Annotated in this window: 25 protein-coding genes; 11 read left to right on the forward strand and 14 right to left on the reverse strand. The window is 32.1% G+C overall.

The genetic code is table 11. From position 1 onward, the window contains the following. Nucleotides 1-93: 93 nt before the first annotated feature. The 3 genes from FHG05_RS07405 to FHG05_RS07415 are packed head-to-tail and all read left to right on the forward strand — an operon-like array spanning nt 94 to nt 2,425. Nucleotides 94-834: a prolipoprotein diacylglyceryl transferase family protein gene (locus FHG05_RS07405; protein ID WP_140997382.1), complete on the forward strand. Its 741-nt coding sequence runs from the start codon at nt 94-96 to the stop codon at nt 832-834. Further along, complete coding sequence (locus FHG05_RS07410) at nt 824-2,221, forward strand: radical SAM protein (protein ID WP_140997383.1); 1,398 nt, start codon at nt 824-826, stop codon at nt 2,219-2,221. Before FHG05_RS07405 ends, FHG05_RS07410 begins: the two co-directional genes overlap by 11 nt. A 3-nt stretch (nt 2,222-2,224) precedes the next feature. Then, entirely contained in the window at nt 2,225-2,425 is a 201-nt protein-coding gene (locus FHG05_RS07415; protein WP_140997384.1) for a hypothetical protein, read from the forward strand. Between the two features lie 60 nt (nt 2,426-2,485). Here the strand turns inward: FHG05_RS07415 and lepA are convergent, their stop codons facing one another. Then, nucleotides 2,486-4,282 carry a translation elongation factor 4 gene (gene lepA / locus FHG05_RS07420; protein WP_140997385.1) on the reverse strand — a complete coding sequence of 599 codons (1,797 nt, stop codon included), beginning with the start codon at nt 4,280-4,282 and terminating at the stop codon, nt 2,486-2,488. 193 nt (nt 4,283-4,475) lie between these two features. Here lepA and FHG05_RS07425 point away from each other — a divergent pair, with 193 nt between their 5' ends. The 3 genes from FHG05_RS07425 (at nt 4,476) to dusB (ending at nt 7,580) form a co-directional block, all read left to right on the forward strand. Continuing rightward, a complete protein-coding gene (locus tag FHG05_RS07425; RefSeq protein WP_140997386.1) occupies nt 4,476-5,756 on the forward strand; it encodes a putative DNA modification/repair radical SAM protein in 1,281 nt (426 codons plus the stop codon). Further along, nucleotides 5,734-6,492, forward strand: a complete 759-nt coding sequence (locus FHG05_RS07430) for a TIGR03915 family putative DNA repair protein (RefSeq protein ID WP_140997387.1) — start codon at nt 5,734-5,736, stop codon at nt 6,490-6,492. Before FHG05_RS07425 ends, FHG05_RS07430 begins: the two co-directional genes overlap by 23 nt. 95 nt (nt 6,493-6,587) lie before the next feature. Further along, nucleotides 6,588-7,580: a tRNA dihydrouridine synthase DusB gene (gene dusB, locus FHG05_RS07435; RefSeq protein ID WP_140997388.1), complete on the forward strand. Its 993-nt coding sequence runs from the start codon at nt 6,588-6,590 to the stop codon at nt 7,578-7,580. Nucleotides 7,581-7,711: 131 nt separating this feature from the next. Here the strand turns inward: dusB and FHG05_RS18635 are convergent, their stop codons facing one another. Then, the gene (locus FHG05_RS18635) at nt 7,712-7,840 is read right to left on the reverse strand and encodes a hypothetical protein (RefSeq protein ID WP_262710448.1); all 129 of its coding nucleotides are present in this window, start codon (nt 7,838-7,840) and stop codon (nt 7,712-7,714) included. 125 nt (nt 7,841-7,965) lie between these two features. On the opposite strand from FHG05_RS18635, the gene FHG05_RS07440 reads away from it, so the two are divergent. Together FHG05_RS07440 and FHG05_RS07445 are read left to right on the forward strand one after the other, a co-directional pair. After that, the gene (locus FHG05_RS07440) at nt 7,966-8,304 is read left to right on the forward strand and encodes a roadblock/LC7 domain-containing protein (protein ID WP_140997389.1); all 339 of its coding nucleotides are present in this window, start codon (nt 7,966-7,968) and stop codon (nt 8,302-8,304) included. A 51-nt stretch (nt 8,305-8,355) separates the two neighbouring features. Continuing rightward, nucleotides 8,356-8,730, forward strand: a complete 375-nt coding sequence (locus FHG05_RS07445) for a hypothetical protein (protein WP_140997390.1) — start codon at nt 8,356-8,358, stop codon at nt 8,728-8,730. A gap of 100 nt (nt 8,731-8,830) precedes the next feature. Here the strand turns inward: FHG05_RS07445 and FHG05_RS07450 are convergent, their stop codons facing one another. The 5 genes from FHG05_RS07450 to mvaD form a co-directional block, all read right to left on the reverse strand. Further along, nucleotides 8,831-9,190: a nuclear transport factor 2 family protein gene (locus FHG05_RS07450; RefSeq protein ID WP_140997391.1), complete on the reverse strand. Its 360-nt coding sequence runs from the start codon at nt 9,188-9,190 to the stop codon at nt 8,831-8,833. A gap of 55 nt (nt 9,191-9,245) precedes the next feature. After that, nucleotides 9,246-10,127, reverse strand: a complete 882-nt coding sequence (locus FHG05_RS07455) for a pseudouridine synthase (protein ID WP_140997392.1) — start codon at nt 10,125-10,127, stop codon at nt 9,246-9,248. Nucleotides 10,128-10,215: 88 nt separating this feature from the next. Continuing rightward, nucleotides 10,216-11,163 (reverse strand): geranylgeranylglycerol-phosphate geranylgeranyltransferase, encoded by a 948-nt coding sequence (locus FHG05_RS07460; RefSeq protein WP_140997393.1) that lies wholly within the window; start codon nt 11,161-11,163, stop codon nt 10,216-10,218. A 69-nt stretch (nt 11,164-11,232) separates the two neighbouring features. Further along, on the reverse strand, nt 11,233-12,171 hold the full coding sequence (locus FHG05_RS07465; RefSeq protein WP_140997394.1) for a mevalonate kinase family protein: 939 nt from the start codon (nt 12,169-12,171) through the stop codon (nt 11,233-11,235). 36 nt (nt 12,172-12,207) lie between these two features. Beyond that, entirely contained in the window at nt 12,208-13,284 is a 1,077-nt protein-coding gene (mvaD, locus tag FHG05_RS07470) for a diphosphomevalonate decarboxylase (protein ID WP_140997395.1), read from the reverse strand. 81 nt (nt 13,285-13,365) lie between these two features. Between mvaD and FHG05_RS07475 the strand changes: the two genes are divergently transcribed. The 3 genes from FHG05_RS07475 to FHG05_RS07485 all read left to right on the forward strand — a co-directional run bounded on the left by FHG05_RS07475 (nt 13,366) and on the right by FHG05_RS07485 (nt 15,467). Continuing rightward, complete coding sequence (locus FHG05_RS07475) at nt 13,366-13,842, forward strand: TspO/MBR family protein (protein WP_140997396.1); 477 nt, start codon at nt 13,366-13,368, stop codon at nt 13,840-13,842. A gap of 95 nt (nt 13,843-13,937) precedes the next feature. Next, complete coding sequence (locus FHG05_RS07480; RefSeq protein ID WP_140997397.1) at nt 13,938-14,870, forward strand: OmpA family protein; 933 nt, start codon at nt 13,938-13,940, stop codon at nt 14,868-14,870. Nucleotides 14,871-14,894: 24 nt separating this feature from the next. Beyond that, the gene (locus FHG05_RS07485; protein ID WP_140997398.1) at nt 14,895-15,467 is read left to right on the forward strand and encodes a hypothetical protein; all 573 of its coding nucleotides are present in this window, start codon (nt 14,895-14,897) and stop codon (nt 15,465-15,467) included. Nucleotides 15,468-15,495: 28 nt separating this feature from the next. Here the strand turns inward: FHG05_RS07485 and FHG05_RS07490 are convergent, their stop codons facing one another. The 7 genes from FHG05_RS07490 to FHG05_RS07520 all read right to left on the reverse strand — a co-directional run bounded on the left by FHG05_RS07490 (nt 15,496) and on the right by FHG05_RS07520 (nt 26,170). Continuing rightward, complete coding sequence (locus FHG05_RS07490) at nt 15,496-16,710, reverse strand: BaiN/RdsA family NAD(P)/FAD-dependent oxidoreductase (protein ID WP_140997399.1); 1,215 nt, start codon at nt 16,708-16,710, stop codon at nt 15,496-15,498. Next, the gene (locus tag FHG05_RS07495) at nt 16,707-17,384 is read right to left on the reverse strand and encodes a glycerophosphodiester phosphodiesterase (RefSeq protein ID WP_140997400.1); all 678 of its coding nucleotides are present in this window, start codon (nt 17,382-17,384) and stop codon (nt 16,707-16,709) included. Before FHG05_RS07495 ends, FHG05_RS07490 begins: the two co-directional genes overlap by 4 nt. A gap of 82 nt (nt 17,385-17,466) precedes the next feature. Next, entirely contained in the window at nt 17,467-18,912 is a 1,446-nt protein-coding gene (locus FHG05_RS07500; protein WP_140997401.1) for an alpha-amylase family glycosyl hydrolase, read from the reverse strand. Between the two features lie 10 nt (nt 18,913-18,922). Next, on the reverse strand, nt 18,923-19,858 hold the full coding sequence (locus FHG05_RS07505; RefSeq protein WP_140997402.1) for an alpha/beta hydrolase: 936 nt from the start codon (nt 19,856-19,858) through the stop codon (nt 18,923-18,925). Continuing rightward, entirely contained in the window at nt 19,859-21,700 is a 1,842-nt protein-coding gene (locus tag FHG05_RS07510) for a glycoside hydrolase family 13 protein (RefSeq protein ID WP_140997403.1), read from the reverse strand. A gap of 56 nt (nt 21,701-21,756) precedes the next feature. Then, nucleotides 21,757-23,871, reverse strand: a complete 2,115-nt coding sequence (locus tag FHG05_RS07515; RefSeq protein WP_140997404.1) for a glycoside hydrolase family 97 protein — start codon at nt 23,869-23,871, stop codon at nt 21,757-21,759. A 1-nt stretch (nt 23,872) separates the two neighbouring features. Further along, entirely contained in the window at nt 23,873-26,170 is a 2,298-nt protein-coding gene (locus FHG05_RS07520) for a glycoside hydrolase family 65 protein (protein WP_140997405.1), read from the reverse strand.

Genomic DNA, 26,170 nt, shown 5'->3' on the forward strand with positions numbered 1-26,170 from the left:
TAAAATGTTAATAAATTTAACACATTTAATAAGAGCTTTTTTTCAATGTTGTTTTTTTTGTAGTATTTTTCTAAATTTAGTAAAATTGTACGTATGACAATTCCTTATGAACCTATTTGGTTTGATTGCCAAATCAATGTGCACCTTGTTTTAGAATACCTTGCTTTTTTTTTAGGATTTAGATATTATCTCTATCTCAGAAAAAACACTATAGATTATATTTCCAATACGAATCGTTTGTCTATTCTACTCGGCGCCATTTTAGGAGCACTTTTGGGTTCTAGAATTATTGGTTTTTTTGAAAACCCAATTTTTCCCACTGAGCTGTTGCAATGGATTCAGGTTATGAATACCAAAACCATTATGGGCGGACTATTTGGAGGATTACTAGGAGTGGAAATAGCAAAGAGAATAATTGGTGAAACACATTCATCTGGAGATTTATTTGTATTTCCTCTAATCTTGGGAATTTTTATTGGAAGAATTGGTTGTTTTTTTTCTGGAATTAACGAATTTACGTACGGAAAAAGAACTTCTTTTTTTTTAGGAATGAATTTAGGAGATGGTTTGAAAAGACATCCTATTGCTTTGTATGAATTGTTTTTTCTATTCATTTTATTTTTATTTTTATGGAAAATAAAAAGCAAAGTCAAAGAAAATGGTTTGTTGTTTCAATATTTTATGATTGGCTATTTTACGTTTCGCTTTTTTATTGAATTTTTAAAACCGAATACCTTTTTTATTTGTCATTTGAGTACCATTCAAATTTTATGTGTCATTTGTTGGTTGTACTATTATAAAACCATTTTTAATCTATTCAAAAATGCCTGTTAGAAATTATACCTATTACGATTATACCTTAAGTTTGTGTCCCAAATGCTTAAAGCGTATTGATGCTAAAATTGTTTTTGAAGACGATAAGGTTTACATGTTGAAGCGATGTCCAGAACATGGGAATTCAAAAGTGTTAATTGCTGATGATATAGCTTACTATAAAAATATTAGAAATTATAACAAACCTTCTGAAACACCTTATAAATTCAATACGAAAACAGATTATGGTTGCCCTTATGATTGTGGATTATGTCCAGATCATGAACAACACTCTTGTTTAACTGTCATTGAAATTACAGATCGTTGTAATTTAACGTGTCCTACTTGTTATGCTGGTTCTTCTCCTTTTTATGGAAGACATCGAACTTTAGATGAGGTGAAAAAGATGTTAGATACCATTGTTCGTAATGAAAAAGAACCTGATGTAGTGCAATTAAGTGGCGGTGAACCTACTGAACACCCTGATTTTTTTGAAATTTTAAAATATGCAAAATCATTGCCTATTCGCCATTTGATGCTGAATACCAATGGAATTAAAATTGCAAAGGATAAAGATTTTGTAAGCGAATTAAAAAAATATACACCAGATTTTGAGATTTATTTGCAATTTGATTCTTTTGAAGATGAGGTCTTGAAGGAATTGAGAGGAGCGCATTTAAGTGAGATAAGAAAACAAGCTATTGCCAACTTGAATGAAGTAAATTTGTCAACTACTTTAGTAGTAACCTTACAAAAAGGATTGAATGATCATGAAATTGGAAAAATAATAGATTATGCATTACAGCAAAAATGCGTTCGTGGAGTTACTTTTCAACCCACTCAAATAGCAGGTAGGTTACAAAACTTTAATCCTGAAACAGACCGAATGACATTGACAGAAGTTAGAAGGAAAATTTTGGAACAAACAACTATTTTTAACCCAGATGATTTGTTGCCAGTGCCTTGTAATCCAGATGCTTTGGTTATGGGTTATGCTTTAAAATTAGCAGGTGAAGTATTCCCTTTAACACGTTATATTAACCCAAATGATTTGCTTGATAATAGTAAAAATACAATTATCTATGAACAGGACGAACAATTAAAAGGGAAAATGATTGATTTGTTTAGCACTGGAAATTCGGTTGAAGTAGCTGAAGAAAATTTAAAATCAATTTTATGTTGTTTGCCTCATATTGATGCACCTCATTTAGGGTATGACAACCTTTTCAGGATTATTATCATGCAATTTATTGATGCCTATAATTTTGATGTTAGAGCTATTAAAAAATCATGTGTGCATATTGTAGATAAGGATTATAAAATTATTCCTTTTGAAACGATGAATTTGTTTTATAGAGACGATAAGAAAGCACGTTTAGAAGCATTAAGAAACGAAATAAAATTTTAAAATATGATAACATTAGAAGGAAATATGAATTTAGGAGGGTTAATTCTATTAATTATTATCATAATGGTTGGTCCTCCCATTGTATTAAGTATTTTAGGATTTATTATTCGGAAGAATAATCCTAAGGCGGCTAAAATTTTATATATATTATCTGGAATATATTTATTAATAGGCCTTGGTATTTGCGGCAGTATGATGGCATAAAAAAAACCAATAATTTTACTTATTGGTTTTTTATACAATATTTTGAAAGATTTAGGCTTCTTAATCATTTAATTTTAAAACGGCCATAAATGCCTCTTGAGGAATTTCAACATTTCCTACTTGACGCATACGTTTTTTACCTTTTTTCTGTTTTTCTAATAATTTTCTTTTACGAGAAATATCACCCCCATAACATTTTGCGGTAACATCTTTTCGAAGTGCTTTTATGGTTTCACGAGCAATAATTTTAGCTCCAATAGCAGCTTGAATTGGAATGTCAAATTGTTGTCTTGGGATTAATTCACGTAATTTCTCACACATCTTTTTACCAATGTTATAGGCATTGTCTTCATGTATCAATGCAGACAAAGCATCTACTGATTGTGCATTTAAAAGAACATCTAACTTCACTAATTTAGAAGTTCGCATCCCGATTGGATGGTAATCAAAAGAAGCATATCCTTTAGAAACTGTTTTTAGGCGATCGTAAAAATCAAATACAATTTCTGCTAATGGCATATCAAAATTCAACTCCACCCTTTCAGTGGTTAAATAAGTTTGATTGGTAATAATTCCTCTTTTTTCAATACATAGACTCATTACGTTACCCACAAAGTCTGATTTTGTAATGATTGTTGCTTTGATATAAGGCTCTTCTACGCGGTCTAACTTAGAAGGTTCTGGTAAATCAGAAGGATTGTTAACAATAATAGCGGTTTCAGGTTCTTTTTTGGTATAAGCCAAATATGAAACGTTGGGAACTGTTGTAATTACTGTCATATCAAATTCACGCTCTAAACGCTCTTGAATGATTTCTAAGTGTAACATGCCTAAGAAACCACAACGGAAACCAAATCCTAAAGCTGCTGAACTCTCTGCAGCAAAAACTAAAGAAGCATCGTTTAACTGTAGTTTTTCCATAGAAGCACGTAAATCTTCAAAATCTTCCGTATCTACTGGGTAGATTCCAGCAAATACCATTGGTTTTACGTTTTCAAAACCTGTAATCATATTGGTAGTAGGTTCTTTTGCATCAGTAATAGTATCACCTACTTTTACTTCTTTCGCTTCTTTAATTCCAGAAATCAAATAGCCTACATCACCTGTTGAAATTTTATCTTTGGGAACCTGATTTAATTTTAAAGTTCCTACTTCATCAGCAAAATACTCTTTGCCTGTAGCCATGAACTTAATTTTTTGACCCTTTTTAATTTCTCCATTCACTACCCGGAAAATAACTTCAATTCCTCTGAAAGGGTTGTAATGCGAGTCGAAAATTAAAGCCTGTAGTGATTCATCCACATTCCCTTTTGGTGCTGGAACTTTTTCTACTATAGCTTCTAAAATCTTATCGACTCCAAAACCTGTTTTACCAGAAGCATGAATTATATCTTCTAATTTACATCCTAATAAATCAATAATATCGTCACTTACTTCTTCTGGGTTGGCACTCGGTAAATCTACCTTATTTAAAACAGGAATAATTTCCAAATCATTCTCTAATGCCAAATATAAATTAGAAATGGTTTGCGCTTGAATACTTTGTGCGGCATCTACAATTAATAAGGCGCCTTCACAAGCTGCAATGGAACGCGAAACTTCGTACGAAAAATCTACGTGACCTGGAGTGTCAATTAAGTTTAAAATATAATCTTCACCATTGTGTCTATAATTCATTTGAATGGCGTGACTTTTAATGGTAATACCACGCTCACGCTCTAAGTCCATATTGTCTAACAATTGCGCTTTTTCTTCTCTGGCTGAGACAGTTTGTGTAGCACTTAATAATCTGTCTGCCAAAGTACTCTTACCATGGTCAATGTGCGCAATAATGCAAAAATTTCTAATGTTCTTCATCTTCTGATTCTATCAAATTTCCTAAAAATACATTGCTGTATTTAATCTGCAAATATAAATTAAAGTTTTTAACAATCGATGTATTATTAACAGATTATGTACATGCTTAAACAAATGCTAAAGTTTATTTTTTTCTTTTGTGGCTAATATTTTTTTCTTATTTTTATACGAAAATAATCTTATATATTGTAAAGTGAATTACGATCGAATTAAAGAGAAATTAGAAATTTTAGCAGATGCCGCCAAGTATGATGTTTCCTGTTCCTCTAGTGGAGGGAATCGAAAAAATAAAGATAAAGGCTTAGGGAATTCTTCAGCATCTGGAATTTGTCATACCTATACAGAAGATGGAAGGTGTGTTTCTTTGTTGAAAATTCTCTTAACTAATTTTTGTATCTACGATTGTGCCTATTGTGTGACGCGAAAAAGTAATGACATTAAAAGAGCTGCTTTTACGGTAGAAGAAGTGGTAGATTTAACTATTAATTTTTACCGAAGAAATTATATTGAAGGACTTTTTTTAAGTTCGGGAATTTTTAAAGATGCCGATTATACCATGGAGCGTTTGGTTCGTGTGGCAAAAAAGTTACGATTGGAGCATAATTTCAATGGCTACATCCATTTAAAAACTATTCCTGGAGCAAGTGATGAATTAATGCGTGAAGCAGGTTTGTATGCCGATAGATTGAGTGTAAATTTGGAAATCCCAACCGAATCGGGTTTGAAATTATTGGCGCCTGATAAAAATCATCAGCAAATGATTGAACCGATGGGTTTTGTGAAAAATGAGATTGTGGTTTATAAAGAGGAAAAAAAGAAATTCAAATCGACTCCTAAATTTGCTCCTGCTGGACAAAGTACTCAATTAATTGTAGGTGCTACGAAAGAAACGGATTTTCAAATTATAAAAGTGGCCGACCATTTTTACACTAATTTTAATTTAAAAAGAGTGTATTATTCAGGTTATGTTCCTGTGTCAAATGATTTTCGTTTGCCTGCTTTAGGTACAGAAGTTCCTATGGTAAGAGAAAATCGTTTGTATCAAGCGGATTGGTTAATGCGTTTTTATGGTTTTAAAGCAGATGAAATAGTCGATCGAAACCAACCTTTTCTAGATTTAGAAGTGGATCCGAAATTAGGTTGGGCGTTGCGAAATATTCATCAATTTCCAGTTAATATTCAGTATGATTCTCTTGAAATGATTTTGCGGGTACCTGGAATTGGAGTAAAATCGGCCTACAAAATTGTTCAAGCAAGACGTTTTCAAAAGCTTACATTGGAACATATAAAAAAAATGGGAGTGGCTACGAATAGGGCGAAGTATTTTATTAGTGTGTCTCATTCCAATCAGCATTTGCAATATTTAGATAGTTTGCATTTAAAAAAAGTCATTTTAAATGAAACAAAAAGTAAGTTTGAAAAACAATTTAGTGCTCAATTGTCTTTATTAAATGATAGCTCTTTTATACGATAATAGTTTTGAAGGGTTGCTTACAGCAATATTCGAAATTTACGAATACAAATACACGGATGTTAAAATCCTTGGTAATCAAAATACACAAAATGATCTCTTTGGTGAAAACAGCTTAGTAATTACAAATACAGAAAAAGCTGATCGAGTAATGGCGCGCATTGAAAAACAGATGGGAGCTAATGCTATTAGGCAGTTCTTGTATGCGTTTGCTTCTGAAAATGAAGAAAGGGAAGTAATTATTAGTCAAATAATTTTTTATGCAATAGCAAATCCTTCTGACAATATTTTAAATGATTATTCTAATCCTTTTGTGTTGCAATTATCAAAATGGGTAAAAAGCGTGGGTAGAGAAAAGCATCGCATGGAGGCTTTTGTGCGTTTTGAATTATTAAAAGACGCTATTTACTTCGCAACAATTCGACCTGATTTTGACGTATTGCCTTTACTTGTTAAGCATTTTAAAGAAAGATATCAAGATCAAAAATGGTTGATTTATGATGAAAAAAGGCAGTATGGTATTTTTTATGATTTGAAGGAAGTGGCAGTGGTTACTTTGCCAGATAAAAAAATGTTGTCAAAAAATAAAGAAACTATTTGGCACGAAGCAGAAGTCAAGTATCAAAATTTATGGATAGAATATTTTGATCATACGAACATTAAGGAACGAAAAAACACAAAATTACATCTCCAACATGTTCCTAAGCGTTATTGGCGCTATTTAACGGAAAAGAGATAATGTTATTTTGGTTTAAAGTGTTCAAAGCTTGAATTTTAGATCAACAATCTATGTTTTTTAAAAAAAACTTACCTTTGCAAAAAAAATAAAAGATTATGCCTAAAATTGGCAACATAGAATTACCTGATTTTCCTCTTTTATTGGCTCCAATGGAAGATGTGAGTGATCCACCATTTCGTCGGTTGTGTAAATTACACGGTGCAGATTTAATGTATTCTGAATTTATTTCTTCGGAAGGATTAATTCGTGATGCAATTAAAAGTCGTCAGAAATTAGATATTTTTGACTACGAACGACCTGTAGGAATTCAGATTTTTGGAGGAGATGAAGAAGCCATGGCCATGAGTGCTAAAATTGTAGAAACAGTGCAACCCGATTTAGTAGATATTAATTTTGGGTGTCCTGTTAAAAAAGTGGTTTCTAAAGGTGCTGGTGCTGGAGTTTTGAAAGATGTGGATTTGATGGTACGTTTAACAAAAGCAGTCATAAAAAGTACCTCGTTACCAGTAACGGTTAAAACACGATTAGGTTGGGATGAAGATTCTATCAATATTGATGAAGTAGCAGAACGTTTACAAGATATTGGTGTGCAAGCCTTAACAGTTCATGGAAGAACGCGTGCACAAATGTATAAAGGTCATTCCGATTGGTCACATATTGCACGAGTAAAGAATAATCCTAGAATTACGATGCCTGTTTTTGGTAATGGTGATATCGATTCTCCTGAAAAAGCATTGGAATATAGAGATAAATACGGTTTGGATGGAATTATGATAGGGCGTGCAGCTATTGGGTACCCTTGGATTTTTAATGAAATCAAGCATTTTTTTAAAACGGGTGAACATTTACCAGTTCCTAGTATGAAAGACCGTATTGAAGCTGCTCGCAATCATTTGATTTGGTCTGTAGAATGGAAAAATGAAAGAGTGGGAGTGGTTGAAATGCGAAGACATTACACCAACTATTTTAAAGGCATTCATGGGTTTAAAGAATACAAACAAAAATTAGTTACTACAGATGATTTACATCAATTATTAGATGTGTTTACAGAAATTGAGCAGGTATTTGGAGACTATCAATTTGCATAAATAGCTTTTTTTCAAAATTTATATATAAGAAAGAGCACTTTCGTTGATTTTAAACTCATAAAATCGCGAAAGTGCTCTTTTTTTTGAAAATTTTCTCTTCTTCCAAAGGAGATTTAGATTTTTAACTTCTATTAGCTAAAAATATTTTTAAAAAATCCTCTTTTCTTAGTAATGGCACCATTTTCAGTAGAATATTTTCTAAATTCTACTAATGCTTTTTGTAGGTCTTTGTTTAGTTTTTTTAGGTTCTTTGTTTTCATAATTATAGTTTTTCTGTAATGGAATACTGATATTTTAACTTTTTTGTGAAGTAAATTTAATATATTTTTGTTAAAACTCTAAATATATTTAATAAAAAACTAATACAAATCAAAACTAAGTATTTATGAGCAGTAGACCGACCAAACAAGATTTAAAAAACATGATTGCAGACGCAGGTGTAGAAAATGTTCTTCTATTTGATATTGATGGAGATTTAATTGAATCTACCGAATTTGAATATGACGGAAATTTTGCGGCCATGTCTGGAATGATTGCCACCATGTGTAAAGAGACAATTATAGATCTCGAATATGGTGAAATGGATAAAATTACCATACATGCAGATAAAGGTTTGGTAGTAATTAATAAATTTAATAAAGATTATTATTTAGCCTCCTTTTCAAAAGATGGTTCCAAATTGGGTCTTATCATGAAAACCATGGACAGTATTATTAGCAAATAGTATTATTTAATCAAAAGAATTCAACCATTATAAACTAAATAACAAAAATTTATGTCAGATTTTTTAACCACATTCGTAGAGGATTTAAAAGCCAATGTAGCGGGTTTTATTGCAGTAGCTGTAACAGAAGTTAAAACAGGTATGTCTTACAAATCGTTATCTGTAAATCCGTCTTTTGATCCAGAATTAGCTTCCGCTTATAATTTAGAAGTTGTAAAAGCAAAAATGACCGCGATTAAAGCCTTAGGATTGAAAGAAAATATTGAAGATATTATGATTACTTTGAGTAACCAAATTCATATTATCAGTATTTCTGAAAATGGAGAGTATTTCATTTATTTAGCTGTAGATAGTAGTAAGGCTAATTTAGGAATGAGTAGAGCTATTCTAAAAAGATATAGTAAAGAAATTGCTTCAAAAATGTAAAAAACTACTTTTTTTAATATTTTAAATCTTAGCTGTTCAGTGATTCAGCTAAGATTTTTTATTCTTAAAGTGATTAAGAATATACTTTTATATTGGTGTTTTAGCCATGATATACTCTAGAAAAAATAATTTTATCTTCTTTAATTTCTAAAACTTCGGCTACAGCCATATCTTCTTCATTGTCAACTTGACGAATGTATTCCATAAATACGCGATCCGAATTTGCAGTTAAAGAGGTTGTTTTGTAGTGTAATGAAGGAAGCCTTTCAAAAGCATCTTGCCACCAACTGCGTAAAGCTTCTCTGCCTTCAATTAAACCTTTAGTTTCGGGTTGACGTATTTTTAATTTCGGACTATAATGTTGGGCATCTTCATCATATAAGTCGAGTAATTTTTCTAAATCTTTTGCATTGAATGCTTCAAACCATCGAATGGCTATTTGTTGGAGTTGATTGGACATATGTCTAGAAAATAAAACCACGAATTTTTTATTTTCGTGGTTTTTGATAGTTTAATTACGAATTTTTTAAATTTATTATTTCTTGATCCGTTAGGAATCTCCATTGACCACGAGCCAGATTTTTTTTGGTTAAACCAGCAAAAGTAACGCGGTCCAATTTGATTACATTATAGTTGAAATGTTCAAATATTTTACGGACAATTTTTACGTTGGCTGTTTTCATTTTAACCCCAACTTCGCTTTTAGGTTCGTTTTCGATATACGTAATTTCCTCTACGTAAATTCGGTAATCATCAATTGTAATTCCTTTCTCAATTTTTTCTAAATCTTCGTATTTTAAATTTTTGTCTAAACTCACTTGATACAATTTAGAAGAACGTTGGTTAGGAGTGGTAAACTTACGGATCATGTCCGTATCGTTTGTAAATAATAATAAACCCGTGGTGGTTTTGTCCATTCTCCCAATAGGTTGAATTTTAGCTTTTGTAGCATTACGTACTAAATCCAATACGTTTCCATCACCTTTAACATCATCACCTACAGTAGAAAAGTTTTTAGGCTTATTTAATAAAATATATTCTTTTTTTTCAGGAGTAATGGTTGCACCATCAAATACAATTACATCTGATAATTTTACTTTGTAGCCCATTTCGGTAACTACTTCACCATTTACCTTAACATTTCCGCTTTGAATGTAAATATCGGCTTCTCTACGACTGCACATTCCAGAATTAGCGATATATTTATTCAATCGCATTTCGTCTGAATTTGATGCGGTCTTAGGTGCTTTGGTGTTTTTATTTTCTTCTGGTTTGGTTGTAAACTTAGAGGGTGTTTTTTTTATGGGTGCGTTTCCTCTTGAGTTACTCGTTTTTTTAAAACCACCTTGTCTTCCTGATCCAGGTTTGCTTTTATCATTGCCTTGGTGACGTGACATAATATTTCTGTATTTTTTGCAAAGATATAACTAATATATGGATTCGCGTATTTTTATTCGCAAATACAATTCGTTTATCTAGAAGTGATTAAATAAAATTTAAAATTAGCTGATGGTATTCTTGTGTCAATAGTTTTTGTCCGTGAATAAGTACGGAAGGGTCAATTAAAACAATACAAAATACACCCGATACAATAATGAATTTTAATAAGAAATGGAGTTTTAGAAAATCAGCTTTGCTTTCCGATTTCCATAATTGGATAAAAAAATAGATTAAAAGTAACAAGCTAGAATAAAAATAAATGTCCATATAACCTACATCGTATATGTCAGTTAAAAAATAGACTGGAAGTAAAGTTCCAATAGTTAATATTGAAATGATAGTTTTAGCCGTCTTTTCATTAAATAGTACAGGAATGGTTTTGTATTCATTAGCTAAATCACCTTCTATGTTTTCCAGATCTTTAATTAATTCTCGTATCAGGATTAATAAGAAGAGAAAGGTAGCATGAGCAAAAATGACATGGTAAAAGTTTTTGTAGTACATTAAGATGCCAAAAAAAGGCAATACGGCCAAAAGGGCTGCAGTTAAATTTCCTACAATAGGATATTTTTTTAGTTTATGAGAATAAAACCAAATTAAGAAAATATAACTAGAAAAAAATAAGATGGCCTTCCAAGAAATAAAACTAACTAAAGTTACAATCAAAAAATTTAAAGCAAAATAGACTTTTAATTTGGTAGACTGGCTTACCAAACGATCTATCATAGCTTTACGAGGGCGATTGATTAAATCTTTTTTAGCATCATAAAAATTATTAATAATATATCCTGATGCAATAGTTAAAGAAGATGCGAAAACGATTAAAAATAATTTCCAATCTAAAATAATTTTTAGTGCGCTTCTTTCAGGAGCTAAAATAAAAATAGCAGATAAGTATTGTGCTAAGACGATGACCCAAATATTATAACCTCTAATAACAGAAAAAAAACTGAAAATTTTAGTGAGTAATAATTTAGATTTACGACTTAGCATAAGGGCGTATAAAAAAGTTTAAAAAAGTAACTGTCAAAAGCAGAATGCTTTTATTGAGAGTACTTAGGGTTAAAAATTATAAACTACTTCTAATTTGTAATCTTTAAGTGATGCTTTTGCTTTTTCTAAATCTTCTGTAAAACCAAGAATATAACCGCCACCACCAGAACCACATAATTTCAAATAGTAATCATTGGTCTCAATACCATGTTGCCAAATTTGATGAAATTGCTCAGGAATCATAGGTTTAAAATGATTTAAAACTACTTTAGATAGCTTTTTTGTGTTGCTAAACAAAGATTTTATATCGCCATGTAAAAAATTCTCTACGCAAGCATCCGTATATTTAATGAACTGTGATTTTAACATTTTACGGAATCCATTGTCTTTTAAGTTTTCCATAAAAATGCTAACCATAGGTGCGGTTTCTCCTACAATTCCAGAATCAATCAAGAATACCGCTCCTTTTCCTTGTGTACTTTGACTTGGAATTCCAGTAGGTTCAATATTATCTTTGGAATTAATTAAAATGGGTAGACTTAAATAACTGTTTAGTGGATCTAAGCCAGAACTTTTACCATGAAAGAAAGATTCCATTTGAGAGAAAATTGCTTTTAATTGTAAAAGTTTATCTCGAGTTAAATTCTCTAAAACGGTAATTTTATCGAATGCATATTTATCGTAGATTGCTGCTACTAAAGCGCCACTACTACCAACGCCATATCCTTGTGGAATACTAGAATCAAAATACATTCCGTTTGCAATGTCTTGTTTTAATTCTTCTAAATTAAAACGGACTAACTCAGGCTGAGAAATTTGTAAATCACCTAAGTAGTCTGCAAATTTTTGTAAACTCTTGTTTGAAGCAATAGCTTCAGTTGAAGGATTTTCGTCAGTTTTTAAAGCTCCTTTATAGAAATTGTAAGGAATAGAAAGTCCTTTGGAATCTTGAATAATTCCATATTCACCAAAGAGTAATATTTTCGAATAAAATAACGGTCCTTTCATAGTAATTCACAAATTGTATTACGTAAAGATACTAAATTAAATTGATTTTGCACCTGTTCCAATTTGATCGCAAATATACTGACCATTTTGACAATAGGCAACTAATTCATTCTTAATAAATTCTAAAACTTTTTCAGTGGTATTTTGAGGATACAATACATGCACATTTGCTCCAGCATCTAAAGTGAAACAAACAGGAGTTTTCGTTTCTTTTCTGAATTTCCAAATACGATTTATGATTTCTAAGGTGTTGGGTTTCATTAGAATAAAATAAGGCATAGAGGTCATCATCATCGCGTGTAAAGTTAAAGCTTCACTTTCTACTACTTCTATGAATTTATCTAGGTTTCCAGATGATAGAATGGCTTTCATTTTTGATAAATTCTCATGAGCTTGCGCAAATCTTTGAGCTGCATACGGATGGTTGTGCATTAAATCATGGCCAACAGTACTTGAAACTTGTTTTTCGCCTTTGTCTACCAATAAAATAGTGTCTTGATAGTTTTTGAAATTTTCGTGAATTGATGTAAATTCCACCCCAAATAAATCAGAGCTATTGTTGGTTTCTTGGTGGTTACCCCAAATAACAACTTCTCCTTTAATGCTTCTACAAGCACTTCCGCTTCCTAGTCTTGCTAAAAAAGACGCTTTTTGGTTAAAATATTTATCTGATAGTGATGGGTTTAATGTTTTTTCTAAACTCATGAAATTCATAGCTAAAGCAGCCATTCCTGATGCAGAAGAAGCAATTCCAGAACTGTGAGGAAACGTATTCTGTGTATTTATTGTTAAATGATATTCTTTTAAAAAAGGACAATAAGTTTCGATTCTTTCTAAAAATTTTTGAATTTTTGGTTTAAAATCTTCTTTGGGTTGGCCTTCAAAAAGTAAATCAAATGAAAAAGTATCCTTGCTTTCTTTTCTTTTTACGGAAAGTTCAGTAATCGTCTTACAATGATTCAGTGTGAAACTAATGGAAGGGTTTGCTGGAATTTGATGTTCTTTTTTGCCCCAGTATTTTACCAAAGCAATGTTGCTTGGTGCACTCCATCTAAAGTGAGCGCTGTCAATAGACGCATATTGGGAACTTATAAAATCTTTTTCAGATAACATACTATAAAATTTGAGCAAAAATACCAATTTTGATTTATTTGTTTGAGAGTTTATTCGTTAATTTGTGTAAAAAGTAGTGTTATGTCTAAGTATGTAAAAATTATCATTGTTGTTGTCGTTTGTTTGCTAGTAGGCTATTTGTCTAGTTTTGTAACTAAAGAGGGTGTAATAACTTGGTATCCTACTTTAAAAAAACCTTTTTTTAATCCACCAAATTCGATTTTTGCACCGGTTTGGAGTGTGCTTTATGTTTGTATGGGAATCGCAGGTGGATTGGTTTGGAACGAATTGGATAAAGACAAAGAATTGGTAAAAAAAGCACTATTCTTTTTTGTTGCTCAATTGTTATTGAATGCTATATGGTCGTATTTGTTTTTTGGATTGCATAATATATTACTTGCGCTTATTGAAATTATTTTGCTTTGGCTGATTATTTATGAAACCTATTTGCTTTTCAAAAAAATAAATAAAACTGCTGCATTTTTATTTATTCCTTATTTGGCATGGGTTGCATTTGCAACTGTTTTAACTATTTCTATTTATATTCTTAATTTTTAGCATTTATATTTTGTAATTTCGTTATTTATTTAAAATAATGAGTTGTTTTTTTGTTAAATTTTTATATTTTTGAGAGTATTCAAAAAATAAAGCGTATGTCTAAAAAAATACCTTATTATTTCGGAATCATCATCACCATGTTATTAGGTTCATGGCTGTATGTTATGTATTGTTGTCCTTGTTGTTCAGAAGAAACACCATCTGCTCAGCCGGAGAATACGATTAGCAATGTGAGTACAAAGAAGGTAACACTAAATGAAACCAATCTGTTTGCCTTTCATTTTTCAACACCAAATGTCACGTATTCATGTATAGATAATTTTAATTTTAAAAGTTCCAATTTTACTCTTTTATTGCCCGTTACTGATTCGTTAGGTTTAGGAATAGCTTTGATGAAAGAAGCTGTTGAAAATGGAGGAGGAAAATTAAAACTCTTTGGTTTGTATCAAGAGAATGAATCCAATACGTCTATTTTTCCCAATTTAGGATTAGCTAGAGCGAATGCTGTTAAGAATTATTTAGTGAGTCAAGGTATTGCTGAAAAAAATATAGAAATTTCTGAAGTAGTAGAAGAACGTTTAAATATAAGAAATGATACTGTAATCGGAGGGATGCGTTTTGAGTGGTTGACAACCAAAGCCTTAGGAAATACTACTAAAGATTGGGCAGAAATAAAAAAGAATAGCAAGGCAAATCCGTTAACCTTATATTTCGAAACGGGTCAATCTACTATTTCTTTAACCCAACAGCAGAAACAACAATTTGCTGAAATAGTAAACTATATTAATCATGTGGAAGGTGCTAAAATTAGTATAACAGGTCATTCGGATAATGATCCTGGTGTGAGGCACACGAATCAATATTATTCGGAGCAACGCGCTCAATTTGCTAAAGCCTATTTTGTATCCAATGGTATTCCTGAAAATAAAATTGAAGTTTCAGGTAAGGGCGAGTTACAGCCTATAGCTGATAATAGTACGGAAATAGGTAGAGCTAAAAATAGAAGAACCGAAATTACCATCAAATAAAACAATGAACTAAACTATACTACTATGAATTTACCTTGTTTTTTAATTCCCGCTTTAGTCGGACTTATCTGTGGAATTCTAGGATATTTACTAGGAAAAATGGCTTCAGATACAGGAACTACTGATGTAGATTCAATACAAGACGATTTAGATAGTTGCAATCGTATGAATTCGCAATTGCGTTTGGATATGGAAAAACTGCGTACGCAATTAAACGAACAAAATAAAGCAAAAGCAAGTTTTGTTACTGAAACTATTGTGTCTTCAGAGATCAATCAGCCTGCTGAACCTATTCTTTTTGATGGTGCAGCAGTGAAAGTCATTTTTGGTAAAAAAGTGAATGAAAATGATTTAAAAATTATAGAAGGAATTGGTCCAAAAATTGAAGAGCTTTTTAAAACTTCAGGAATATTAACATGGAAAGCATTGTCTGAAACTTCTGTAGATAGATGCCGAGAAATTTTAAATAAAGCCGGTGAACGTTTTCAAATTCATGATCCAGGTACTTGGCCAAGACAAGCAAAATTGTGTTACGAAGGGAAATGGCAAGAATTGAAAGATTGGCAAGCCACATTAGATGGAGGAAGAGAAAAATAAAATAAAAAACCAGTTTTAAACTGGTTTTTTATTGTTTTAAAGCTTCGCTTATTAAAAATCCTCCTGTCCATGCATTTTGGAAATTAAAACCACCTGTAATTGCGTCTATGTTAACAATTTCTCCGGCTAAATACAAGTTAGGAAGCAGTTTGCTTTCCATGGTTTTGAAATTAATCTCTTTTAAATCAATACCGCCAGCAGTTACAAATTCTTCTTTAAAGGTACTTTTGTCATTTACTTGAAAGCAGCCATTAGTGAGCTGTTCCGCTAATGCAATTATTTGTTTTTTAGAAATATCAGCCCATTTTAATTCTGAATGAATTCCTGCAGCAATTATGAAACTTTCCCATAATCGTTTTGGAAATTCAAAAGGGCAAAATGTGGTAATTTGTTTTTTACTGTTTTCGAGTTTGATTTCGTGTAAGTTTTCAATGCTTTCTTCAAATGAAATATCGTTTAACCAGTTTACTTGTAGTATAAATTGGTAATTTTTCTCAGATAATATTCGAGCTCCCCAAGCTGATAATCGAAGTATTCCTGGACCACTCAATCCCCAATGCGTAATTAATAAAGGTCCGGAAGCTTTTAAATTCGTTCCTTTTACTTTTACAGTTGCTAAAGCAGAAAGTCCCATTAAATCTTTTATTCTGGGGTCTTTAATATTAAAGGTGAATAAAGAGGGAACAGGTGAAACAATGGTGTGTCCTAATTGCTGCATCATATCCCAAATCTTGGGGTTACTTCCAGTTGTTAGTATCGCTTTTTTACATAAAAATGTATCTGAATTGGTTTCAATCTTCCAGCCTTCATCTTTTTGAAAAAGAGATTGTACACTTTGAAGTGGAAGAATGTCTATTTTTAATTTTTGGGTAGCCAATAAAAAACAGTCAATAATGGTTTGTGAAGAATCCGATTCAGGAAACATTCTACCATCTTCTTCTATTTTTAAAGGAACACCATGATTTGCAAACCATTCGATGGTATCTCCCGAACAAAATTGATGAAAAGGACCTTTTAATTCACGTTCTCCTCTAGGATAAAATTTTACTAACTCATTTGGAATAAAACAAGCATGCGTAACATTACATCTTCCGCCACCAGAAACCCTTACTTTGGATAGTACTTCTTTGCCACGTTCTAAAATGGCAATTTTATAGTTTTTATTTTTTTCTGCAATATTAATTGCGGTAAAAAAGCCAGCTGCTCCACCACCAACAATTATAATGTCGTATTTTGTATTCATATTCGGTCTGGAAAATCGGAAATGATTCCATCAATAGTGAAACGTTTTACATGTTCAATATCGATAGGGTCATTTACTGTCCATGTATTTATTTTTAAATCATTCGCTTTTGCAAAATTACAATTATCTGTTGTTAAAAGTGAAAAGTGAGGATGAATGTAGCTTGCTTGAAATTTTTTTGCCCATTCTATAGCTTGTTCTACACTTGCTTGTGTTAATATAGCTAAAGGAATTTGAGATTTCAAATTGCTAAATGCTTCTAGTTCTTCATATTGAAAACTTGAAACTATAAAATCAGAATAGTGCCAAGATTTATTCCGAACATAGTCTTCAACTACTATTGCTGTAGCTTGTGCTGTATGATGTCCTTTTAATTCAATATTTACGTTACATTTCCTATCTATTATATCTAAAGTTTCAATTAAAGTGGGAATGCGATATTGATTGACAATTTTGAGTTGTTGTAATTGTTCCCAAGTGAATTTTGAAATTTCACCTTCACAATTGGTCAATCTTTCTAAGGTAAAATCATGAAAAACGATTAATTCACCACTAGCACATTGATGCACATCCAATTCAATCGCATCCACACCTAGATCAATTGCTTTTTGAAAGGATTCTAAGGTGTTTTCAGTAAGGTGACCTTTGGCACCACGATGACCAATTTTTTGCATACTCAAATATACGAAAAAGCGCGAATCTAAAAGTGAAGATTCGCGCAATTCAAACAAACAAACAGGTAAACATGAACCTGTACTATTGCAAAATTACAAATTTCCAAGGTTTCAATTCTATATTTTGATTTTTATTTAACGAAAAATCATCATTTGTAAGTAAATTCTTGAATTTTCCTTCTAAATCTGTGGTGAAAATTTGATTGCTTTTGGATAAGTTGGCTATAAAAATGACTTTTTCTCCATTTTTCTCTCTTTCAAAAGCCAAAACATTCTGGTCGTTAGAAGTTGTGATTCTTTTATAAGCCGCTTTATTTTTACCTCCATTCAGAGCCACTTGATTTACTTTTAAAGCTCCCATTTTTTTGAAAATATCCCAATTTTTTCCTTTTGTTTTTGGGATAGAATCTTTTTCAAAAAATTTCAAACGATGTTCTAAATCATATTCGTCACCACTATAAATTAAAGGCATTCCAGGAGTCATATAGGATAGTGCTATCATTACTTCTGATGCATCTCCTAATCTTTCTTGAATGGTTCCATTCCATGAGTTTTCATCATGATTGTCTACAAAATTCATTAAGATGTCATCTGCTTCATATTCTTTTAGCCTTTTATCCATGAAGCTATCCCAGTTGGTTACATTTTCTTTTCCTTGTGCTATTTTATTCATCGTGTGATGTCCTTCCCAAGAATAACACATGTCAAAAAGATTGTCTTTTAATAATTCGGGTTCCCAAGCTTCTGCTAGCATGAAAATGTTTTTTTCTTTTCTTAATGTAGGAATGGCTTGTTGCCAAAAATCAGTAGGAACATTACCCGCAACATCACAACGGAAACCGTCAATATTTTCATTTTTAATCCAATGTAACATGTCGTTGGTCATGGTTTTACGAAGCTCTTGATTTTCATAATTTAAGTCGGCCACATCAGTCCAGCCCCAAGTTTCTCCTGTTTCTGGATTTATAGGGTCTATAATTTCACCTTTTTCATTTTGAGTGTAAAATTCTGGATGTTCTTTAATCCAAACATGGTCCCAACCCGTATGATTGGGTACCCAGTCAAGAATTACATACATGCCATTTTCATGTGCTGTGGTTACTAAATTTCGTAAATCTTCAATAGTTCCAAATTCAGGATTTACTTTCTTAAAATCCGAAACAGCATAATAACTACCCAAATATTTTGCTTGTTCTGCTTCTGGCATTTCGGAAGCAAATTTGCTATTTTCTCCACCAGTTGCTTTTCGTTTCGTTTCAGAAATTGGGAAAATAGGCATCAACCAAATAATTTTAACACCCAATTCTTTTAATTGTGGAATGTCTTTGGTAAATGCATTAAAAGTACCTTCAGCAGAATACTGACGAATATTAGCTTCATAAATAACAGCATTTTCAGTCATTTCAGGTGAAAATTCAGCTATTTCTTTTGCGGTTTCAGCAATTGGCTCACTAATTGCTTCTTTTTTATCTTCTTTGCAACTCCATAAAGAGGCTAGAATTGACAAGGCTAGAATTGTTTTTTTCATACGTTTTATTTTATTTTTTAAAAAGGAATTCCATTGGGATATGGATTCGTTTTTGCCATGAATTTTCGGAATGATTTTCACCTTCAAATTTTAGATTTTTTGAATTTGAATCGGTGTATCCTTTTTCTTTTAAAATTTCATCTACTCTATATTCATATTTCAAATAACTTGCATCTAAGGTTGCTGTACCATAATCAAAATAAATGCTATGGTTTTTTGGATTGGGTAGATTTTTCGTTAAATACCTAAAAAAAGATTCAGGTATCGGATTATTTTCAAAATCTAGAAAACCTACCCAATGGGTTGATAAACAAGCTGCTTTTCCAAAGACTTCAGGATATTCACAAAGCGCATACATGGAAATTAAACCGCCCATACTCGAACCCATAATCGCAGTATGATTTGGAGTAGTATACACTGGATACGTTTTGTCTATATAAGGTTTTACTTCTTCTACAATAAATTTCAAATAATTATCCGAATTAATTTTTGTTGCATCAAAAGGAAAATGTGATTTTTGGATTTCATCTTGTAACCTTTCTTTCCATGCTTTAGAAAGTAAATCATAAGGTTTCTTAGGATATAAATCCATATGACGTAATTCTGGAATATTCCAAATAGCGACCACAATAAAATCATTCACTTTATTTTCTTCCATGAGTTTAGAAGCCACTTCATCTACTTTCCATTCTTGATTGTTCCAAGTTGTTGTTGCGTCAAACAACATTTGTCCGTCGTGCATATACAAAACATTATATTTTTTTGTGGCAGTATACGCTTTGGGTAACCAAACATCTACCGTTCGTGTTACAATAAATTGGGAAGGGAAACTATTGATACGTTCTATTTTGCCTTCAAAATTACCTGAGTTTTCAAGGTTATGCGAGTGGATGTTGTCTTGACCAAAAGCGAAACTACTTAGCAATAGGAATATAAGTTTTTTCATTTATTGTAATTCTAAAATTAATGCAGTTTTCCCTTCTATTGAAAGTTCGTTATTCAATTTTAAGGTTGTATCAGAAATAATATCTTTACCTGAAGTGAATCCTTTTATATTTTCTTCAAATCGGTCGAGATTAAGCTTTTGACCATTCAAAGAGTTATTAAGAATAACCATAATGCTTTCAGTATCATTATGACGGAAGTATACATATACATTGTTTTCGGGAATATAGTGTGTTAGTTTACCAGAATGTATAACTTCCTTGTTTTTTCTCCAATTTAAAAGCTTTTTTGAAAAATCGAAATATTGTTTTTGCGTTTCTGTTCTTCCTGAATTGGTAAAAGCGTTATTTGTATCACTTTTCCAACCGCCTGGAAAATCTTGACGAATATCGGCATCTCCTTTCCCTTTATCACCCGCCATTCCAATTTCTGAACCATAATAAATTTGAGGAATTCCTCTGGTAGTTGCTAATAAAGTCATTCCTAACTGAAATTTTTTAAAATCGTTTTTATAAATTTCGTTAAAACGCCCTGTATCATGATTTTCAATAAAAACTAATAAATTATTCGGATTATCATATAAGAAATCATTGACAAAATTTTCATAGAATTTGATTGTTCCATTGGACCAATTGGCTTCGTTTTCATTAAAGACAGAACCAAAAGCATCATGTAACGTAAAATCCATGACACTTGGCAAGTAAGAATTATAACTTTGAATTTTTGCTATAGGGCTATTTTTTTGCCAATACGAAATTTGGGCTTGATCGTGCATCCATACTTCACCTACAATATTAAAATAAGGATATTCATCCGTAATTGCTTTTGTCCATTTAGCAATACCTTCTTTATCATTATAAGAATACGTGTCTACTCGGTAACCGTCAAGATCAGCATATTCGATCCACCAAATTGCATTTTGGATCAAGTAATTTAATACTAACGGATTCGATTGATTTAAATCGGGCATGCTAGGTACAAACCATCCGTCCATACAATATTTAGCATCTCGTTTGGATCCATTAGTATCGTACTGAGTAGTCATTCGATAATTACTTTGAGCATAACCTGGAAATTGATGAAACCAATCGTAGGAAGGCATGTCTTTGAACATCCAATGTTCGGCACCCCAATGGTTGGTTACATAATCCTTAATTAATTTTAGATCGCGTTTGTGCATTTCTGAAGCTAATCTTTTGTAGTCTTCATTGGTTCCATAACGAGCATCAATTTGGTATACATCCGATTGACCGTAAGTGTGGTAAGAATAGCCTTTGTCATTATCTTCACAAAGAGGTGTAGACCATATAGCCGTTGCACCTAATTCTTGTATATAATCCAAATGATCAATAATTCCTTGTATATCTCCACCATGTCTTCCGCCCGGTAAATTTCTATTTCCTTTTTCTGTTAAATTTGGAGAAGAGTCATTGGCTTCATTCCCATTGGCAAAACGATCTGGCATTAGTAAATAGATAACATCAGATGCATCAAAGCTATTTCTAGTGGCTGAATCGGGTCTTCTTTTTTTTATTTCAAAAGGTTGTGAAAAAGTCTTTTTACCCTTTTTAAAAGTGAATTCTAAAGTTTGAGCGGTTATGTTTTTAGTATCTATCGTTACAAATAGATAATTTGGATTTTCAGTTTTTGTTAGGTTGGTAATGATTGCTGGTTTTGATACAATTACCGAATTTTCAGCAATATCTTTTCCATAAAATAAAATTTGTATTTCACTTTTATTCATGCCCTCATACCAAAAAGGAGGTTCCATTTTTGTGATTTGAGCCATAGAAAGTGTAGTGAAGAATATGGCAAATAATAAGGTGAGCTTATTGTTTTTCATTTCATTTTAGTTTTAAATGAAAAAGACAGCAATTAACAACCGCTGTCTTTTTACTATTATTTTATTTCTACGATGCTAATGGCGTAGCCACCACCAGCTGCAGAAGTCATTTTTAATTTTGACTTGTGAGTTACTTTTTGTTTTGTAATCGTATAAGCCTGTGGATTGGTTTTGTAATCTGCATTTTTAGCATCGGCATAGATAGTCGCTTCATATTTTTTGTCTTTATCCAAAAAATCTAAGCTAATTGTTGCAGTTCTTGGGTTTACCCCATTGTTATTTCCAACAAACCAATTGTTGGAATTTTTATCTTTTCTTGCAATAGTGATGTAATAACCCGGTTCCGCTTCTAAATATTTTGAAGTAGACCAAGCTACAGGAACATCTTTAATAAATTGAAAAGCATCTAAAAAGCGATTGTAGTTTTCTGGTAAATCGGCGGCCATTTGTAACGGACTATACATCACTACATACAAACCTAATTGATTCGTTAAGGTTGTATTTACATGAGAATCATTATTTGGGTTTACTTTTGAGATATCCATTTCAAAAACGCCAGGAGTATAATCCATTGGTCCTCCAATTAATCTTGTAAAAGGTAAAATGGTAGTATGGTTTGGTTTGGAACCTCCAAAAGCTTGAAATTCTGTCCCTCTTGCAGATTCATTCCCAATCATATTTGGATAAGTTCTACAAATTCCTGTTGGGCGAACCGCTTCATGTGCATTTACCATTATTTTGTAATCTACGGCTTTTTCAATGACATATTGGTAATGATTAAGTATCCATTGGCTGTAATGGTGTTCGCCTCGAGGCAACATATCACCCACATAACCTGTTTTTACCGCTTCATAACCGTGTGTATTCATAAATTGAAACGCTTTATCTAAATGACGCTCATAATTACGAGCTGAACCCGATGTTTCGTGATGCATGATCATTTTAACCCCTTTTGATTTGGCATATTCATGAATGCCTTCTACATCAAAATCTGGATATGGACTTACAAAATCAAAAACATAATCTTTGGATTGACCAAACCAATCTTCCCAGCCTTGATTCCAACCTTCTACTAAAACACCATCAAAACCATGTAAAGCGGCAAAATCAATTAATTCTTTTACATGTTTTGTCGTTGCTCCATGCGTTCCGTTTGGTTTTGCTTTTGAATAATCTGTAATTCCTAATTGGATAGAAGGGAAATCATTGGTATACGACCAAGAACTTTTACCCGTAATCATTTCCCACCAAACACCAACATATTTTACAGGTTTTATCCATGATGTATCTTCAATTTTACAAGGTTCGTTCAGGTTTAAAGTCATTCTAGATGCCAAAATATCTCTTGCATCGTAGCTTGCCATTATGGTTCTCCAAGGAGAAACACAAGGTGCTTGTAAGTGACCTTTATTGCCTTGTGCATCTGGAGTTAAATGCGATTGGAAAACTAAGTTTTTATCGTCTAAATTAAGGTGCATACAAGAATAATCAATTAAGGCAGCTTCGTGAATGTTGAGGTATAAGCCATCAGCCGCTTTCATCATTAAAGAAGTTTGGACACCTGTTTCAGAAAATTGTTCTTGAGAAGCATTCGTAGTTAATGCGGTTTGAAATAATCCTCTAATTTCAGAAAGTTTCGATTCTGTATAATCATATTCTTGGGTATCATAGTCACCAGGAATCCAAAAAGCAGTATGATCACCAGTCATAGCGAACTCCGTTCTTTCTTCTTTAATCGTAAAATAAACTAAATTTTTTTGTTGAGGGAATTCATATCTAAATCCTAATCCTTCATCAAACAATCGAAAACGGATGATAATTTCTCGTTCAGTTTTGTTTTGCTTGAGAAGAACCGCTAATTCATTGTAGTGGTTTTGGATTTCTGTTTCTTCACCCCAAACCGTTTTCCATGTTTCATTAAAAGTAGCAGGTGTAGTTTTTACTACTGTAAAATCATTTAAAAGGGATTGCGAATCGTTTTGTAACTCTAATCCTAATTTACTTTTTTTGATAATTTCTTTATTTAAATAATTCAATTGGTAAGTAGGAGTTCCATCATTTAGTAAAGCAAAATACATTACAAATTTTCCATTCGGTGATTGTAACTCTTGCGCTTGGGCATTTAAAAAGGATAATGCTACTAAAATTAGCAGTGTTTTAATTGTATTCATTTTACTGGTTTTTAACTAATTGTGGTTTTCCATTTACAACAATATCTATTTCTTGATTGCCTTCTATGCTTACTTTGGTTTCTTGATGGTTGACTTCTACTTTTACAATAGCATTTCTAAAATTGACTTTAAATGTATAAGCGTTCCATTCCTTTGGGATTTTTGGTTCAAAATGCAATTGGTCATTTTTAACACGCATCCCTCCAAAACCTTCTACGATGCTCATCCAAGTTCCTGCCATAGAAGTAATGTGTAATCCTTCGTGAACTTCTTTATTGTAGTCATCTAAATCCAATCGAGAGGTTCTTAAATAAAAGGTATAAGCCTGTTCCATTCTTCCTAAAACGGCTGCTTGTATAGAATGTACGCAAGGCGATAAGGAGCTTTCATGAACGGTAAAAGGTTCGTAAAAATCAAAATGTTTTTCTAATTGTTCTTTCGTAAAATGATCTTCAAAAAAGTAGAATCCTTGTAATGTATCTGCTTGTTTAATATAAGGAGAACGTAAAATTCTATCCCATGACCATTTTTGGTTGATGGGACGTTCTGATTTGTCTAAATCAGCAACTTTAACCAATTCTTTGTCTAAGAAACCGTCTTGCTGTAAAAATACGCCATATTCTTCAGAATAAGGGAAATACATGTTTTCAGAAACTTTTTTCCATGAGATTAATTCGTTATCATTTAAATTTACTTTAGACATGATGCGTTGATAATCTTTGGAATATTCTGATTGTACTTTTTGAATTTGGTCAAAAGCATAATCAATACACCATTTGGCAATATAGTTGGTATACCAATTATTATTTACATTGTTTTCATATTCGTTTGGACCCGTAACCCCTAAAATAACATATTTATTTTTATGTTTTGAAAAGGTGGCTCTTTGGAACCAGAAACGAGCAATTCCAATTAATACTTCTAAACCTTTTTCAGGAATATAAGAATAATCTCCAGTGTAACGATAGTAATTGAAAATGGCAAATGCAATAGCTCCATTACGATGAATTTCTTCATGTGTAATTTCCCATTCGTTATGACATTCTTCTCCATTCATAGTAACCATTGGGTATAAAGCAGCACCATTTTTAAAACCTAAGTTGTACTGTGCGTTTTCAATGGCTTTATCCAGTTGATTGTAGCGGTATTCTAACAAACTTCTGGCAACATTTTGATTTTTGGTTGCCATATAAAAAGGGATACAATAGGCTTCGGTGTCCCAATAGGTTGAACCTCCATATTTTTCACCTGTAAATCCTTTCGGACCTATATTTAATCGAGAATCTTTACCTAAATAGGTTTGATTCAATTGAAAAATGTTAAATCGAATGCCTTGTTGCGCTTTAACATCACCATCTATAGTAATGTCGCTCATTTCCCAAATCTTTGCCCAAGCTTGTTTTTGTTTTTCCAAAAGCCCGCTAAAACCATAAGTTTGTGCTTCTTGTAGTACTTTTTTTGCAGCAACAATTAAGTTTTCTTCAGCATGATTGGTAGAAACGGTGTAGCCTCCAAATTTTTGTAAAGCAACAGTTTGTCCTTTGGTTGCAGCTATTTCGTAAGAAAAAGAGATTTTTGAAGCTTCTTTTTTAATTTCAACAGGAAGCACATCAGCGGTGTGATTGTTTACCAAAACATTATTTTGCATGAAAGTAGCTACCACAAAATTTGTTTTTAAAGTACGAGCTACTATAAAAGCTTTGTTTTCATCACTTTTAACCGTTAAAGTTTCCCAAAATTTTTCTTCCCAATTGGTGTCTTCGTTTTCAATACCCGAATCAAGATATGGGACAAATACTACTTTGGCATCTGTGTTTATAGGAGTTATTTCATATTTAATAGCACCTACTTCGTCTATGTCTAATGAAAGAAATCGGGTTACATTTACTTGAATTTGCGTTTCGTTCTGAAGTACAACTTCGAAAGTACGGTTATACCAACCTTCTTTCATGTTTAATTCTCTTCTAAAGTTTTTGATTTCTTTACAAGTTGCTAAATCTACTACTTCTCCATTAACTTCAACATGAATTCCAATCCAATTTGGAGCATTCAAGACTTTTGCGAAATATTTTGGATATCCGTTTTTCCACCAGCCCACTTTTGTTTTGTCTGGATAATATACTCCAGCTATGTAGCTACCCTGAAAAGTGCTTCCAGAATAATTTTCTTCAAAATTAGCTCTTTGCCCCATGGCACCGTTTCCAATGCTAAATAGACTTTCTGAGGATTTTACACTTGCCGCATTAAATCCTTCTTCTATAATTGACCAATTATTTGGTATAATATAATCCTGATTCAT

The sequence above is a fragment of the Flavobacterium profundi genome (assembly GCF_006491645.1).
GTDB lineage: Bacteria > Bacteroidota > Bacteroidia > Flavobacteriales > Flavobacteriaceae > Flavobacterium > Flavobacterium profundi.

Coding starts and splice junctions, on each gene's coding strand:
- FHG05_RS07405 (WP_140997382.1), top strand. CDS start 94: ATGACAATTCCTTATGAACCTATTTGGTTTGATTGCCAAATCAATGTG.
- FHG05_RS07410 (WP_140997383.1), top strand. CDS start 824: ATGCCTGTTAGAAATTATACCTATTACGATTATACCTTAAGTTTGTGT.
- FHG05_RS07415 (WP_140997384.1), top strand. CDS start 2,225: ATGATAACATTAGAAGGAAATATGAATTTAGGAGGGTTAATTCTATTA.
- lepA (WP_140997385.1), bottom strand. CDS start 4,282: ATGAAGAACATTAGAAATTTTTGCATTATTGCGCACATTGACCATGGT.
- FHG05_RS07430 (WP_140997387.1), top strand. CDS start 5,734: ATGATAGCTCTTTTATACGATAATAGTTTTGAAGGGTTGCTTACAGCA.
- dusB (WP_140997388.1), top strand. CDS start 6,588: ATGCCTAAAATTGGCAACATAGAATTACCTGATTTTCCTCTTTTATTG.
- FHG05_RS18635 (WP_262710448.1), bottom strand. CDS start 7,840: ATGAAAACAAAGAACCTAAAAAAACTAAACAAAGACCTACAAAAAGCA.
- FHG05_RS07440 (WP_140997389.1), top strand. CDS start 7,966: ATGAGCAGTAGACCGACCAAACAAGATTTAAAAAACATGATTGCAGAC.
- FHG05_RS07445 (WP_140997390.1), top strand. CDS start 8,356: ATGTCAGATTTTTTAACCACATTCGTAGAGGATTTAAAAGCCAATGTA.
- FHG05_RS07450 (WP_140997391.1), bottom strand. CDS start 9,190: ATGTCCAATCAACTCCAACAAATAGCCATTCGATGGTTTGAAGCATTC.
- FHG05_RS07455 (WP_140997392.1), bottom strand. CDS start 10,127: ATGTCACGTCACCAAGGCAATGATAAAAGCAAACCTGGATCAGGAAGA.
- FHG05_RS07460 (WP_140997393.1), bottom strand. CDS start 11,163: ATGCTAAGTCGTAAATCTAAATTATTACTCACTAAAATTTTCAGTTTT.
- FHG05_RS07465 (WP_140997394.1), bottom strand. CDS start 12,171: ATGAAAGGACCGTTATTTTATTCGAAAATATTACTCTTTGGTGAATAT.
- mvaD (WP_140997395.1), bottom strand. CDS start 13,284: ATGTTATCTGAAAAAGATTTTATAAGTTCCCAATATGCGTCTATTGAC.
- FHG05_RS07475 (WP_140997396.1), top strand. CDS start 13,366: ATGTCTAAGTATGTAAAAATTATCATTGTTGTTGTCGTTTGTTTGCTA.
- FHG05_RS07480 (WP_140997397.1), top strand. CDS start 13,938: ATGTCTAAAAAAATACCTTATTATTTCGGAATCATCATCACCATGTTA.
- FHG05_RS07485 (WP_140997398.1), top strand. CDS start 14,895: ATGAATTTACCTTGTTTTTTAATTCCCGCTTTAGTCGGACTTATCTGT.
- FHG05_RS07490 (WP_140997399.1), bottom strand. CDS start 16,710: ATGAATACAAAATACGACATTATAATTGTTGGTGGTGGAGCAGCTGGC.
- FHG05_RS07495 (WP_140997400.1), bottom strand. CDS start 17,384: ATGCAAAAAATTGGTCATCGTGGTGCCAAAGGTCACCTTACTGAAAAC.
- FHG05_RS07500 (WP_140997401.1), bottom strand. CDS start 18,912: ATGAAAAAAACAATTCTAGCCTTGTCAATTCTAGCCTCTTTATGGAGT.
- FHG05_RS07505 (WP_140997402.1), bottom strand. CDS start 19,858: ATGAAAAAACTTATATTCCTATTGCTAAGTAGTTTCGCTTTTGGTCAA.
- FHG05_RS07510 (WP_140997403.1), bottom strand. CDS start 21,700: ATGAAAAACAATAAGCTCACCTTATTATTTGCCATATTCTTCACTACA.
- FHG05_RS07515 (WP_140997404.1), bottom strand. CDS start 23,871: ATGAATACAATTAAAACACTGCTAATTTTAGTAGCATTATCCTTTTTA.
- FHG05_RS07520 (WP_140997405.1), bottom strand. CDS start 26,170: ATGAATCAGGATTATATTATACCAAATAATTGGTCAATTATAGAAGAA.